The sequence below is a fragment of the Rhodococcus aetherivorans genome (assembly GCF_011058165.1).
GTDB lineage: Bacteria > Actinomycetota > Actinomycetes > Mycobacteriales > Mycobacteriaceae > Rhodococcus > Rhodococcus aetherivorans.
In genome coordinates this window covers 1-15,273 of record NZ_JAALEG010000079.1, presented here as the reverse complement: position 1 = coordinate 15,273, position 15,273 = coordinate 1, and the positions used below count along the sequence as shown (strand labels likewise).

The 15,273-nt window shown below is 68.1% G+C and carries 7 protein-coding genes; 2 read left to right on the top strand and 5 right to left on the bottom strand.

The window, feature by feature from the left end; genetic code table 11:
• Positions 1-37 precede the first annotated feature (37 nt).
• Positions 38-994, top strand: a complete 957-nt coding sequence (locus G6039_RS23725; RefSeq protein WP_080688475.1) for a LysR family transcriptional regulator — start codon at positions 38-40, stop codon at positions 992-994.
• Between the two features lie 550 nt (positions 995-1,544).
• On the opposite strand, the gene G6039_RS23720 is transcribed toward G6039_RS23725, so the two are convergent.
• Both G6039_RS23720 and G6039_RS23715 read right to left on the bottom strand, forming a co-directional pair.
• Positions 1,545-2,846, bottom strand: a complete 1,302-nt coding sequence (locus G6039_RS23720) for an MFS transporter (RefSeq protein WP_006938996.1) — start codon at positions 2,844-2,846, stop codon at positions 1,545-1,547.
• A 348-nt stretch (positions 2,847-3,194) separates the two neighbouring features.
• Positions 3,195-4,124, bottom strand: coding sequence for a LysR family transcriptional regulator (locus tag G6039_RS23715; RefSeq protein ID WP_206531290.1), 930 nt, complete (start codon positions 4,122-4,124; stop codon positions 3,195-3,197).
• A gap of 216 nt (positions 4,125-4,340) precedes the next feature.
• Here G6039_RS23715 and G6039_RS23710 point away from each other — a divergent pair, with 216 nt between their 5' ends.
• Entirely contained in the window at positions 4,341-5,117 is a 777-nt protein-coding gene (locus tag G6039_RS23710; RefSeq protein WP_043797923.1) for an alpha/beta fold hydrolase, read from the top strand.
• 81 nt (positions 5,118-5,198) lie between these two features.
• Here G6039_RS23710 and G6039_RS23705 read toward each other — a convergent pair whose 3' ends face one another.
• The 3 genes from G6039_RS23705 to G6039_RS23695 all read right to left on the bottom strand — a co-directional run bounded on the left by G6039_RS23705 (position 5,199) and on the right by G6039_RS23695 (position 14,431).
• Entirely contained in the window at positions 5,199-7,145 is a 1,947-nt protein-coding gene (locus tag G6039_RS23705) for a 3-oxoacyl-ACP synthase III family protein (RefSeq protein WP_006946876.1), read from the bottom strand.
• A 53-nt stretch (positions 7,146-7,198) separates the two neighbouring features.
• Positions 7,199-8,032 carry a 3-oxoacyl-ACP reductase family protein gene (locus G6039_RS23700; RefSeq protein ID WP_006946880.1) on the bottom strand — a complete coding sequence of 278 codons (834 nt, stop codon included), beginning with the start codon at positions 8,030-8,032 and terminating at the stop codon, positions 7,199-7,201.
• A gap of 885 nt (positions 8,033-8,917) precedes the next feature.
• Positions 8,918-14,431 (bottom strand): ATP-binding protein, encoded by a 5,514-nt coding sequence (locus tag G6039_RS23695; protein ID WP_043797926.1) that lies wholly within the window; start codon positions 14,429-14,431, stop codon positions 8,918-8,920.
• Positions 14,432-15,273: the final 842 nt, after the last annotated feature.

Genomic DNA, 15,273 nt, shown 5'->3' with positions numbered 1-15,273 from the left:
ACCTGTTTGTTCAGCTATTGAGATATCTTCCATCTGAATGTCAGACTGGGGTATGGAGCTGCGCCATATGAAGTACTTCGTCACCGTTGTCGACGAGGGCAGCTTCACCCGGGCGGCCGAGCGGCTGTCCATCGCCCAGTCCCCGGTCTCCCATCAGATCCGCAAGCTCGAACGCGAACTCGGCGTGCGACTGCTCGCGCGCACCACCCGCTCGATCGCCCTGACCGAGGCCGGCCGGGTGTTCTACGACCGCTGCGTCGCCCTGCTCGCCGCCAGCGAGGACGCCGTGGATTCGGCGCGCAAAGCCGACCGCGGAGAAATGGGAGCATTGTCGTTGGGGTTCACCGGCTCGGCCACCTACGACCTGATGCCCAACCTGGTCCGTGCCTACCGCGAACGCAACCCGCTGGTGGAGCTCACCCTGCGCAGCGAGATGCTCACCCCGGCCCAGGTTCAGGCCCTGCTCGATGGCACCCTGTCCGTCGGATTGCTCCGACCCCCGGTGAACGCGCCCGGCATCGTCGTCGAACTGCTGCGCAACGAACCCCTGCTGGTGGTCATGCCCGTACAGCACCCCATGGCCAGCGCCACCACGATCGACCTCCACGATCTCGCCGACGAGGCATTCATCGGCTACTGCTCCCCGTCGACCATGCACGACACCCTGATCACCGCGTGCAGGCAGGCGGGCTTCGTTCCCACCGTCCGGCAACAGGTGGCCGAGACCTCCACCCTGGTCGCCCTCGTCGCCGCCGGCCTCGGGGTCGCCCTCGCGCCCGAGTCGGTACGGCACCTGCGCATGAACGGTGTCACCTACCGACCGCTGAGATCTCCGACAGTGTCCGTGCCCCTGGCCTTGGCCTACCGCGAGGACACCATCGGCCCACTCATCCGTCGCTACCTCGACACCGCCCGAACCGTCCTGCGCAGCAAGAAACTGCTCGACACCACGTCCGATCTCGACGAGTTGGGCCAGTACATCGACACGATCTGAAGCACATCTGTCTCGTGCTCCTGGCGTTCGAGGCGGCACAATATCGGTTATCGGCTGCATGTATGGCAATCTTTAGGCCAATAACGGGGCTATCAGCGGCCCGGGCACCTGCACCGCCGCCACCGGCGTATGGGACGCACCCGTCGGGGACCGAGGCATCCCGATGAGGAGAGGGTGCCGATGGCCGCGGCGCCGGCCCCGCGGCGGTCGGCGGCGTCTGTCTCGCACTTTCCGCCATGGTGATGCCCGCGCTGGCCCGGTGATCCGCCGAGGACGCGGCCGCGACCATGGTCGCGATCAACGACGGGCCGTGCAGCCGGCCGTGGTCAGGCCGATCTTGTCGGCGGTGCCCAACAGGTCGGCTCACCCTTCTTCATGTCCGACACTCGGTTTCGATCTACTCACCGCGAAGCGGCAGGCTGGGGCCGTGGGTCTCGATGATGCGGCTGCGCGTGTCATCCCTCGAGGGCGATCGCGATGAAGACACAGCTCGGCCCCGCCTGGAATGCAGGCGGGGGCCGAGCCGAATGTCACGGTTGGTTCAGGGGACTCAACGGCCTACCGGGACGGCGGTGCTCTCGTCCTCGCTGGAGACCTTCTCTTCGCCGGGCAGCGGGATGCGGTCCATTTCGAGACCGGCTGTTTCGGGGATGAACCTGACGGCTACCAGGGTGACCAGAGCCAGCACCACGATGTAGGCCGAGAAGATCCACCCGACATCCATGGAGTTGAGCCAGGCGTAGAGATAGGGCGCCGTGCCGCCGGAGAGTGCGGCACCCACGGAGGTCCAGATGCCTACGCTCGTCGCGCGGGCTTCCGTGGGCGACTGCTCGGACATGACTGTGGAGTGGATCGACGACTGGATGCCCCATACGAGCAGGGCAATTCCCTGCGACACGAACAGGGTCCACGGCGCCGACGTCAGGACCCAGTTGATGGGGAACACCACCACAATGACCGCGACAGCCCACAACACCAGTTGCTTGCGGCGCCCGATCCGGTCCGAGAGCCGCCCCCAGAACGGCAGTGCGATGAAGGCAAGAATCTGTGCGCAGAACGTTGCGATGTAAGCCCCGTTGGGATCCATGCCCTTGCCGGAAATGGCGAACGACGAGGAGAAGTTCACCCACGTGTAGTAAAGGACGTTGGTCAGGAGGCTCAGCATCAGAATGCGGACGGCGATGATCACCAGCTGCCGGCGCGTGATCACTCGGACCGACGCGGTGCCGGCGGCCGCCTTGGCTTCCTCGAAGAATCCGGATTCTTCGGCCTGACGGCGGAGGAACAGCGCGAAGATGGCCAGCACTGCTCCGATGGCAAAGCCGATGCGCCACCCGAACTCCGACATGTCGTCCTCGGAGATGATCGACGTCAGAAGGATGCTCATCGCGGTTGCCGCCATGACGCCGAGCAGCATGGTCATCATGATGCTGCTACCCCACAGGCCCCGCTTGTTCGCCGGGGCGATCTCGGCCAGGTATGTGTAGGCGTTTCCGCTTTCGCCGCCGTGGGCGATGCCCTGGATGAGCCGAGCCGTCAGAAGGAGAACCGAGGCCCAGATGCCGATGGAGTCGTAGGTCGGGATCACCGCGATCAGGAGACTGCCTGCGCCCATCATGAGCATGCAGATGACCAGGGATGTCTTGCGTCCCAGCCTGTCTCCCAGTCGGCCGAAGATCAGCCCGCCGAGGGGGCGGGCGAGGAAGCCGCCGGCGAACACCGCCAGCGTGGAGAGCAGCGCCGACTGGGGATCGTTCTTGTCGAAGAAGTTGGCGGCCAAGTATGTGGTCAGGAGCGCATACATGGTCCAGTCGAACCATTCGAGGAAGTTTCCCGAGACGACGGCGATCATGGACTTCCGCTGATTTCTCGGAAAGTGCCCTGTGCCGTCTGGTATTCCGGCGCCGTCGCCGGCAGTGGCTGTTGTTGACATGGAGAACCTATCGAAGGGAGAAGTTGAGGGAGGGGAACGGCTCCTATGAGGCGCGCCCCCCGGGGCGGGAGTTGTGACCCACCGCGCAGAGCTTCTCATATCCACAGTAGTGCAATCCAATTCTGATTGATCTGAATTCACTATGAGTTCGATAGCGGGGATTAACCAATCCGAAGGTACGTCGACGGGAACGACAAGAACCCCAGCGGAACCGGGGCTTCGGTGAGTCCGGCGGGGCTGATCAGGCCCTTTCGGGGCAACGTCGGGTTACCGGATGAGGAGTACCGGCTCGGGCTCGGGTGTGGGCAGGAGCTCCTGGGCAATGGCCACGACAGCGTGCAGGGCAGGATCCGTGTTCTTCTTGTGCCATGCCAGCACAGCGGCCATTTTCGGTACCGGTGTGGAAAACGCCCGATAGCAAAGTCCGGGCATTTGGATGTGCTGTACGGAGGAGACTGTCACTGTGATCCCGACACCGGCGGCGACGAGACTGAGGATCGTGTAGGAATCGGGCGCCTCCTGGACGATGCGCGGGGAGAAGCCCGCCTGCAGGGCGATCAGCGCCGTGGCGTCCCTGACCGTAGAGCCTTGCGTGCCAGGGAAAGTCACGAACGGCTCACCGGCCAGGTCGGCGACTTCCAGCTCCGGTTTCGCCGCCAGTGGGTGGTCTTCGGGCAGCGCAGCCACCAGCGTCTCGAAGTCGATGATGTGCCAGTCGATCGACGGGTCGCGGACAGGCAGACGAGCCAAGCCCATGTCGAGGCTTCCGGAGAGGATCTGATTCACCACCGCTCCGCCGTACGTCTGCCCTTGGAGAGCAAGGTCGATGCCCGGTTCGCTGCCCTTGACGGCCCTGGTGATCAGAGGCAGGACGCGGCGGCTGCTGGCGCTGGCAAAACCCAAGGAAACTCTGCCGGTGATTCCCGAGCTGCCGAACATCGCCGCGCGTTTTGCCAGGTCCAAGTCGTTCAGAACCTTCTGCGCCGGGCCCTGCAACGCCTGGCCCGCCTTCGTGAGTGAGACGGACCGTGTGTTGCGCTCGAACAGCTGGACGCCGAGCTCCTTCTCCAACTGCTGGATCTGCTGGCTGACGGGAGGCTGCGCCATATGAAGCCGCGCGGCCGCCCGGCCGAAGTGAAGTTCCTCCGCTACCGCAAGGAACGTGCGCAGGTGACGGATCTCCACTACTGCGCCCATTGATCTATCTCGACTATCAGACCGTGCCGCTATTGATATTAGGCGAGCATCAATTTCAGCAGAGCCTCCCGGTGGGAACTCGACGCTCCGGCCGAGAAGGCGGACGACGAAGGCGAATATTCGTCAGAACCCAACGGATCGCATTCTTTCGGCAGTAGCCACGCAAGCGTCGGACAGGGCCGCGCCCCTGGTCGGCGGCACTGGAAGGATGTCGCCATGAGCGATATACACACCGTCGCGTTCGGCGACGTGGAGATCGAGGTGCTCGTCGACGGATCCGGCCCGGCCGTGGTGTTGCTGCCGTCCCTCGGCCGCGACTCCTACGAGTTCGACCCGATCGCAACCGACCTCGCCGCCGAGGGCTTCCGTGCGATCCGGCCCCAGCCGCGTGGCGTGGGCACGAGCCGCGGTCCGCTAGAGGACCTCGACCTGCACGACCTCGCCCGCGACGTCGCCGAGGTGATCGAGCGGCTCGACGCGGGCCCGGCCGTCCTCGCCGGGCACGCCTTCGGCCACTACGTCGCGCGGGTCCTCGCTGCGGATCGGCCCGACCTGGTGCGGGGGGTGGCGATTCTCGCCGCGGGCGCCCGCCGGTTCCCGGAGTCGCTCACCGAACGCGTCGCCAAGTGCTCCGACCTGTCGCTGCCGGGTGCCGAGCGGCTCGAGCATCTGCGGGCGGTGTTCTTCGCCGAGGGGCACGACCCGGCGGTGTGGCTCGACGGCTGGTGGCCCGCCGCGATCGTCGCGCAGCGCCGGGCGATGGCCGCCACGGACAAGGAATCATGGTGGACGGTCGCGCCGTCGCCGCTGCTGGACCTGCAGGCAGGCGACGACGTGTTCCGTCCGGTGCCGACCCGCGGCGAACTCACCGGGCAGTTCGGCGCCGACCGGGTCACGGTCGTGCTGATCCCCGGGGCCGGGCATGCCCTGATCCCCGAGGTTCCGCACGAGGTCGCCCGGGCCCTGATCGACTGGATCCGCGTCCTGCCCTGAGCATCGGTACCGAAAGCCGTTGCCCGCGTGCGCTGGTGCGCACGCGGGCAACGATTCCCCACGCGGGGAACGACGGTTCGATCAGCCGAAGGCGAGTGTCACGTCGTCCGAGGTGGACGCTGCGCGCAGCGGGTCGATGGCCACGGCCCCACCGTCGACCGGGCGGAAGGGTGCCACCACCGCCGGATCGATCCGCAGCACCGTGAAGCCGGCGACGGCGCCGGCGCCGAAGCCCGGAGCGAAGATCCGCACGGGTTCGGTGATCACCCCGTCCCGGACCGCGTCGTGGATGGCGAGCGGGATGCTCGCCGACGAGGCGTTGCCCACCTTCTCGATGTTGAAGTACAGGCGGTCCGACGAAAGGCCGGCGTCCGCCGCGAGCTCGGTGATCATCGTCTTGTTCGCCTGGTGCGGGACGATCAGGTCGATGTTGTCGAGCAGCGTTCCCATGCCGCCCTCCGGGGCGGGCAGGGCCTTCACGTCGTCGAGCATCTGGACCAGATAGCGGCCGGCGAGCGCCTTGACCTCGGGTCCGTAGACGGTGATGTAGTTGTCGAAGTCCGGGTTGGGCCAGATGATCGAGTTGACCTGGCTGTTCGGGCCGCTGGCGTAGGTCTGCATGTACTCGATGTCCGGTGCGGAGCCTTCGGGCGCCACGCCGACCACGAGCGCAGCCGCGCCGTCGCCGAAGATCATCCGGGAGGGGCGCACATTGCCGATCTTGTCGGAGAACTTCTCCACGCACACCACCAGCACCGGCCGCTGCACCTGCTGCAGGATCCGGGTGGCCTCCGCCAGCCCGTATGGCAGGCCGGCGCACGCGGCGACCAGGTCGAACGAGGCGTGGGTCTGGGCGATGCCCAGCTCGCCGGAGATCCACGTGGCCAGCGACGGGATCAGCCGGGCGCTGGTGCAGGTGCACACGATCACGGCCCCGATGTCCTCGGGTCCCACCTGCGCGTGCTCGATCGCCGACTTCGCCGCCGACAGCGCGAGGTCCTCGAAGCTGCCCGAGGTGTAACGGCGCTGTTCGATGCCGGTCTTGGCGGTGATCTCGTCCGCGGTCATCGGCGACCAGTTGTAGGCCGAGTTGCGGATCAGATCCTCGTTGGTGCACACCTGATCACCGTGCGCGACGGCGAGGGCCTCGATGCGCGGCTGCACCGCGAAGTCGCGGCGTACGTCGATCGTCGGGTACGGCCGCGAGGGCTGCACCGGCTCGACCTTCGCGGGGACGGCGGCGCGGGCGGTCCGACCCGAGGTGACCCGGGAGATGAACCGCTGCACGTGCCGGTCGCGCGGGTAGTAGAGCACGACGTAGTCGTCGTCGCGCAGCTGCCCCACCTCGGTGAGCTCGACCTGGGTTCGCTCCCACGGCTGCTGGTTGTGCAGCACCATCGACCAGCGCCGCAGCGCCTCGAGCTCGGCGACGTCCTCGTGGCAGTCGAGGATCTCGTCGTAGCCGAACCGGGGGAAGTCCGGGTTGTACGCACCGAGGCGCATCGTCCGGTTCGACGGATCGGAGATCAGCTCTGCGACGGTGGGCTTGACCGTCGGCAACCCGGAGGCGATGTGCTTGCGGGCGCCGAAGACGTCGAAGAGGGTCTCGAAGATCCGGTCCTCGGCGGGGTCGTCCCAGCCCGCGGGCAGGGCGCGGTAGGCGTCCGCGACCTGGGCGGTCTTCGTCTCACTGTCCGGCCACGGCGTCAGGACGGGCATGTAGACGTCGTCGCGGTTGCGCGGCACGTCCGACCACCGGGTGGGGCGCTTGTCGAACATCGTGATCGCGAAGCGGTTGGCCCAGAACAGGTTCAGCGCCATGTCGCGCATGAGATCGACCTTGGTGCGGTAGACGCCCTGCGCGTGGCGGGAGAGGATCTCCGAGACCGTGGGGGCCTTGGTCTCGAAATCGCGACGGATGACGGCATCGAGCTGCTCGACGCTCGTCATCGTCGAGAAATCGAGATCGGGAAAGAAGTTGGACGGGAAGACGATCCGCCCGTGTCGGTTGAGCTCGAAAGGCTGCATGTGCCGAAGTACCGTTCAGTGAGAAGTGCGGAGGTGTGTCTGGGTGCAGCGGGTCACATGTCGAGTCCGCCGTTGACGCCCCACACCTGACCGGTGATGTAGGACGAGGCGTCGGCGGCCAGGAAGTGGACGACGCGGGCGATCTCTTCGGGATCGGCCAGGCGGTTCACCGGGATCGTGCTCTTGATGCGATCGAGGACCTTGTCCGGGATGGTCTCGACCATCTCGGTGGCGACGAAGCCGGGGGTGATGGTGTTGACGGTGACGCCGATGCTGTCCGGGGTGAGCTTGCCGGAGCGGGCCAGCGTGAACGCCGCCTCCTTCGCGAGCGTCTTGGTCAGGCCGAACATGCCGGCCTTCGAGGCCGCGTAGTTCGCCTGGCCGATGTTGCCGGTCTCGCCGATGACGGACGAGACGTTGACGATGCGACCGGTGCCGCGCTCGAGCATGTGCTTCAGGGCGGCCTGGGCCAGGAAGAAGGCGCCGGAGAGGTTGACGGAGATGACGTTGTTCCAGTCGTCGTCCTCCATCTTCAGCACGGTGCGGTCGATGGTGATGCCGGCGTTGTTGACGAGGATGTCCAGGCGCCCGTGCCGCTCGATGACCTCGTTGATGGTGCGACGGCAGTCGTCCGCGTTCGCGACGTCGCCCTTGTGCACGCTGTACTCGACGCCGTTCTGGCCGTTCGCCTGGATGTCCGCGAGGAACTGGTCGGCCTGGGCGGTGTTGCGCCCGTACCCGGCGGCCACCGTCGCGCCCTGGGCGGCGAGGCTGCGGCTGATGGCCGCGCCGATGCCGCGCGTTCCACCGGTCACGAATGCGACGCGGCCGCGCAGCTTGGTGCCGGCGACGGTGGTACGGGACGACGGTTCGATGGTGCTGGTCATGTCGGTTCTCCTCGAATGCGGCGAACTCGACGGATGCCGTCGAGTACAGATGTGTCGGGCCGGCGATGCCGGTGCCCCGAGCGGCGGTGCCCGGAGTCCGATCGGCGTGGGTGCTACCGCGAGCAGCTGATGTGAGCGTCCCTGCACGCTTCGCGATATTCGCCCCTGCCAACCGAATTCACGTAGTGCTCCCGCTCGTTCTCCCCTGTCGAGTTCAATGATGCAGCATCGCGCGTCATGTGTCATGTCTTTCGCCGAAAATGATTGGCAGAGCAATGACTTACGCTAATGATACTGAATAGTCTTGAATAACAACGGATTACGGTCATTGTTGGGGTGATGTTCACCTACAGGCCGACTGCATGTCCGTTCCGGGACCTTCGTCACAACACGCAACGCGCAGCGGGCCGATCGGAATGGCGCGCGGTACTACTGCACGGTCAGGAGTGCGGCATACATGCAGCTGGTCTGTTCGCGTATTTGTGATCTGTCTGCGAAATGTACTCCAGTACAACATAATTCACTGCTCGATCCGTGGCTGTTCCGCTCGCATGGGGGGTGCCGGCTCGAAAGCACTGCGTGCCAACAGCGTGCATGTAGCGACCTGCGCGGGGGGTGTGGGGGGCGAAAATCGGTACCCGGCTCCACGCCGCCGCAAACCTGTGAGCTTGCTCACGATCGCATATTTCCCGGGATTGGGACACTCCGGATCGGGGGTTGTGTGCGCGGATCGGTCGCCTCGCCCAGCGACTGCAGGGCGACGTACGGCCGTCCCGGCGGGAGAAAGTACCCGGGACGCCGGCCGAGACGGTGACGGACCCGTGAGGGCACAAGAATGGGCCCCGCACCGGCGAACCGGTGCGGGGCCCTTCGGGGATCGTGCGGTTACTGCGCGAGCACCTTCGCCATGCCTCGCTCGACGGCGGCGACGATCTCCGGCCGCAGGTCCGCGGCAGGGATGATCGAGTGCACGGAACCGACCTGCTGGGCGCGCTGGATGTTGTGGATGGCCTCGAACTCCGCAGCCACCTCACCGAGCTTCTCCGACCGCACCGCCGTGCGCTGCGTTGCCAGCTCGACCCGCAGGCGGGCCTTCTCGCCGTCCTCGGCCGCGGCGAGCTGCGCCTCGAGTTCGGTGATCCGCGGATCCGCCGCGGTGCGCGCATTGACGTCGCGGGTGAACACCACCGCCGCGGCGGGTGCGCCGCCGAGCACGGAGGCGAACGAGCCCTCGACCGCGAGCACCTCCATGTTCTCGTTCAACGCGCCGGAGAACACCACGAAGGCGCCACCGTGGTAGCGGGAGACCACGACGAAGACGATCGGGCCGTCGAAATTGACGATCGCCCGGCCGATCTCGGCGCCGTTCTCGAGCTGCAGGTTACGCAGCGACTCGGGGGAGCCGTCGAACCCGGACAGGTTCGCCAGCACCACCACGGGGCGGTTGCCGCTCGCCGCGTTGATCGCCCGCGCGGTCTTCTTCGACGACTTCGGGAACAGCGTGCCCGAGGTCCACTGGTCCGGCCCGTCGGTGGGGAACCAGCCCTTGCGGGCGATGGCGCGGGACTCGATGCCGATCACCGTGACCGCGTTGCCGCCGAGATGGGCGTCGAACACCACCGACGTGTCGGCGTCGGCCATGTCTGCCCACCGCTCGAGCACCGGGTGGTCCTGGTCGACCACCGCGCGCATGACCGTGCGGATGTCGAACGGCTTCTTGCGGTCCGGGTTGGTCTCCGCGGAGAAGATGTCGCCCACCGTGGTGAAGTCGCTCGACGGGTGCACGTGCGGGTACACCCGGACGTCGCGCTCGATCGGGTCGACGGTCTCGGCCTTGCGGGGGAACCGCTCGCCCGGGGCGAGGTAGGCGTGCTCGTAGTGCCCGAAGAGCACCTCGACCGCGGCCGACAGGTTCGGCGCCCAGTACTGCGCCTGACCGTTGGGGCCCATGACGCGGTCGTAGCCGCCGATACCGAAATTGTCCTCGGCCGACACGCCACCGGAGTAGTCCAGGGACTGCTTGCCGGTCAGCACCATCGCACTGTCCGGGGTCATCACCAGGATGCCCTTGGTGTGCATGAGCATCGTCGCCTCGGCGTTCCAGTACGGCTGGGCGCCGACGTTGATGCCGGTGACCACGACGTTGATCTCGCCGCCGGCCTGCGTGAAGGTGATGATGCGGCGCAGGGCCCGCGAGACCCAGTCCATGTTCTCGGTGCCGGACTCCATCGAGATGGTGGCGCCGGAGGACAGCGCGAACCACTCGACCGGGACGCCGAGCTGCTCGGCCAGGTCGATCGCGGCGACGACGCGGGCGCACTCGGCCTCCGCGACGGTGCCGAGCGCCTTCGTCGGATCGCCGAACAGCGCGACGCGGGTCATGCCCTCCGGGTACCGCGGCGTCGGGGTGGTGACCAGCCCGACCACCAGACCGGCCTTGTTCCGGCCGTACGGACGCTGCACCGGCACCACGGCACCGGTGACACCCCCCGTCGCTGCGCTCGCCCCGGAGTCGTCGAGGTCGTACTCGACGAAGCTGCCCTTGCTGCCGGTGAGCAGCGGGATCAGCTCGTACGGGTACACGGTGCCGCGGGCGCGGGAGCGCTGGACCTTCTGGGTGTACTCGTCGAGCGGCTGCAGCGGCTCCTTCGGCGGATCGGTCACCCGCACGACCACGCCGGCGCCGGAGCGGTACGAGAATCGCAGCGCCACCTCGCGGGGCTCGGCCTCCGCGGTCTCACGCCACCAGCCGATGACGGTGATCTCCTCGAGGCCGGCGCCGACGGTGAGCGGGGCCGCCCCACGGCTGACCCGCTTCAGGTCGTCGATGCTCAGATCCACCTCGGGCCACACGAACAGCACCACGCGGTTCGCGTCGAGCCGGCGCTTGCCGCGGGCGGCCTGCGACCGGCGGATCGCGTCGAGGCAGCTCGACAGGGCCCGCTCGAACGCGGGCAGGCCCACGATCGTGCCGGTCTCGTCGCGCTGCGGGGTCAGGTCCCGCACCTCGGCGAGGGCGATGAGCCGCTCGTCGGACGGATTCTCGTTCGCCGCAATGTGATACAGGTACGAGTCCGGGTTCGCCGGCAGGCGGGTGCCGACGAAGTTCTTCAGCCGCCACAGATCCAGGCGCTGACCGGTGAGCGGGTGCATGTCGCGGATGTTGGTTTCCTCCGCGTACCCGGTCTCGAACGGGCGGAAGGTGAAGACGTGCTCCTCGGCGCGGTCGGTGTGGCACACCGTCACCGTGACCCGGCGGGCGGCGGTGGCGACCTCACGGCCGGCCAGCACCGCGCGCAGCGCCTCGGCCTGCGCGTCGGCGTCGGCGGGGGCGTCGTCCCACGCGAGGTACAGGTCGACCACCAGGTTGTCGGTGCCGGGCAGGGTGCGCGCCGACTCCTCGACGGTGTCCAGGGCCGCCTCGAGCTCGGCGTGCCGGGCCTCGGTGGAGATCAGGTACAGGCGGGTGCCGCGCAGATCGAAGTTGCCGGTGACGAACTGCCGGCCGCCGCGCACCTCGGACTGCACCTGCTCGAGCGTGCGGATCTTGTAGGCGCGGCGGGTGATGACCTCGAGCAGCGGGCCCGGAACGGTTTCCGGTCGGGCGATCTGCTGGGCGAGCAGGTCGATCAGCGGCTCGGGGGTGGCCACCAGGGCCTCGACGCGCTGCGCGTAGTCCGCGGCGCCGGGGTGGTCGGCGAGGTGGGCGAGGCTGCCGCGCACCCCGTCGTACACCTGCTCGCGGACCTTGCGGATCACCGGCTCCTCGAAGAGGCGGTAGCGCAGGTTGCGGGCCGCGTCGCCGATCACCGGGTAGCGCACCTGGGTGGCGACGATGAGCCGGTCGAGGACCTCGTTCAGCTCCTGCGAGATGCCGGCCGGTCCCTCGGTCTCCTCGAGCCACCGCTCGAGCAGTGCCGAGACCACCGGAACCTGCGTCTCGATGCGCTGCTGCGCGAGGAACAGCCGGTAGACGGCCTCCTCGAGCTCGGGGGTGCGATCCAGCTCGGTGACGTCGTAGTGCCGCAGCGCCTGCGACAGTCGCGCACGGAAGCTCTCGGGCAGGCCGCCGACCTCGACGTCGAGGGACTGCAGGTAGCCGTGGAAGTGCTCGCGGGGGCTGTGCACGCGCTCGTCGCTGGACTCCTCGGCCTGCGTCGGGCGGTTGCGCGAGAGCTCGCACACGTCGGCGAACGTGGTGAGCAGCGCCAGCTCGGCGCGCACCAGGTCGCAGTTCCCGGCGGCCTCGCCGCGCAGGCGGTCGTACTCGGCGAGCAGCGTCGCGGTCCGCTTGCCGGAGACGTCGTAACCGGTGACGAGCGCCTCGAGGGCGTCGAGCCGGGCCAGCGCGTCGGCCGCGGCGTCGCCGGTCACGACGGCGGCGGGTGCGGGGAACTGCACGCGCTCGACCGTCTCGGTGACGGTCTCCTCGGCGATCCGATCGACACGCAGCAGCGGTGCACCGGCGTCGACCTGCGAGTTGACCACGGCGAGGACCTCGCGGACGCGGCCGGCGAAGGGCGCGCGCACCGCGGTCTCCATCTTCATGGACTCGAGCACCACGAGCGTCTGGCCGGCCTCGACGTCGTCGCCGGGGGCGACGGGCACCGCGACGACGACGGCGGGCGCGGGGGTGCGCACGACGCCGGCCTCGTCCTGGCTGATCTGGTGGCTGATGCCGTCGACCTCGACGAGGAAGCCGGTGGCGCCGGCGATCGAGACGATGTGGTGGCGGCGGCCGGCGAGGACGAGCCGGGACTCGAACTGCCCGAGCCGGTCGACGTCCACCTCGAGTTCGCCGCTGCCGGCGTCGACGCGGTAGCGGTGCGGCCCGACCTGTCCGACGAGCAGCTCGTAGGCCTGGCCCTGGTAGCTCAGCTCGACCTTGCGGCCCACCGAGTGCCCGGCGCGGGGGCGGCCGCCGCGGGCGGAGGTGAGGAACGCGGCGCGCTCGTGGCTCTCCTCGGCGTCGTAGACGTCGACGGCCGTGGCGATCAGCGCGATGTCGGCCACCCGGGACGGACCGGTGGCGGTGCCGGCTCCGGTGCGGTCGAGCCAGCCGGTGTCGGCCGACGCGGAGATGACCTCCTCGCGGTCGAGCAGGTCGAGCAGGAACGACTTGGTGGTGGTGCCGCCGTCGAGGACGACGGTGGTCTCGCGCAGCGCGGTGCGCAGGCGGGCCAGGGCCTCGTCGCGGTCGCGGCCCCACGCGATGATCTTGGCAACCATCGAGTCGTAGTCCGGCGGGATGACGTCGCCCTGGGCGATGCCGGTGTCGACGCGCAGGCCGGACCCGAGCGGGAACTTGAGCAGCTGCACGGAGCCGGGGGCGGGGGCGAAACCGTTGTCGGCGTCCTCGGCGTTGAGCCGGGCCTCGACGGCGTGACCGAACTCGGGCGGGCAGTCGCCGGGCAGCTTCTCCCCGGAGGCCACCAGGATCTGCAGCTTGACCAGGTCGATGCCGGTGGTGGCCTCGGTGATGGGGTGCTCGACCTGCAGGCGGGTGTTGACCTCGAGGAAGGTGAAGATCTTCAGGTCCGGCTGGTACAGGTACTCGACGGTGCCGGCGCCGCAGTACCCGGCGGCGCGCACGAGGTCCGCGGAGACCGCGCGCAGGTGGTCGGCCTGCTCCTTGGTCAGCAGCGGCGAGGCCGACTCCTCGATGACCTTCTGGTTCTTGCGCTGGATGGAGCAGTCGCGCACGCCCGGCGCCCAGACGTTGCCGTGACCGTCGGCGATGACCTGGACCTCGACGTGGCGGGCGTCGGTGACGAGACGCTCGATGAACACCACGGGGTCGCCGAACGAGCGCTCGGCCTCGCCCTGGGTGCGCTCGAGGGCGAGCTCGAGCTCGTCCTCGGAGTACACCTTGCGGATGCCGCGGCCGCCGCCGCCGGAACGGGCCTTGATGATCAGCGGGTAGCCGATGGCCTGGGCGTGCCGGCGCGCGTCGGCGCGGGTCTCGACCGGTCCGCCCGACCACGGGGCGACGGGCACGCCGACCTTCTCGGCGAGCAGCTTGGCCTCGACCTTGTCGCCGAGCAGGCGCATGGCCTCGGCCGACGGGCCGATGAAGGTGATGTTCAGGCGGGCGCAGACCTCGGCGAACGCGGGATCCTCGGCCACGAAGCCCCAGCCGACCCACACGGCGTCGGCCTTCGCTTCGAGGAGGGCGCGCTCGAGTTCGGCGTGATCGAGGTAGGGGGTGGCGGCCGTGGTGGACGGCCGCAGGGTGACGCCCTCGTCGGCCTGGCGGACGAACATGGCCCGCCGCTCGGCCTCGGTGTGCAGGGCGATCGTCTTGATGTCGTAGCCGTGCTCGGAGTTGAGCTCCCGGACTGCTCTGATGAGGCGTACTGCCGCCTCACCTCGGTTGACCACCGCGATCCGTTTGAACATACTCGTTGCCACCGTTCTCCAGGTTTGTGCGCGCTCGTGCGACGCTCGTCGAAGCTTCTCGCCAGTGAGTGAAAAAGTTAACCGATGTCGAGGCCCGCGTCACGGGTTGATAACGCGAGCAAGAACATGTATCGGTCGGCTCCTCGTGTCGGCGTATGCGTGCGGACGTGTGCACCGACTGGCCCGGCGGATGCCTGGGTGTCGGCGGACAGGCGGTCGGCCTCGTCCCGCGGACCGTCGTCGTCGACGGCCGAGTGCCCCCCGGTGGGGACGATCCTTCCGCTAACAGCATGAAGGAAACATGAGGGTTTGTCACGTTTTGTGGTCGGCAGGGCGGGGTTTGCCGCTCCCTCTCCGCCTCGCGCGCGGGAACCGCTGGCGGACAGTCGATTACGATCGAAATGGGGGACGATTCCGGGGCCCGGCCTCGGCGGGCCCGGGAATACCGCCGGGTAACACCGGGCAGTAACATTCGGGCCGTTGGTCTTTCGCGCGGCACGATGCCGGGTCCGCGAGCGCCGTCGGCTACGTGAATTGTCCAGCATCGGACCGGCATCGACGCCGCGAACGGGTCGAAGCGGACACGGGCCGCCGGCTGCGGGACCCGTCGCGCCGCCGCGACGAGGGTCGCTGCGGTCCGGCCGGTGCTGTGACGATTGTCACGGTAGTCGGAGCGCTCGTGTGTGCGGGCCGAATGTCACATCGATTCGATTGCGGCTGACTCAGGTGGTCCATGCGACACGCTCCCTGACCAGGGGAGATGTCAGTGGGTCGAGCAGCACGAGAGGCGAAGAAGGCTAGGTTCTTCGCCATGCGCATGACGAAGGTGTCGATCGCCAAGG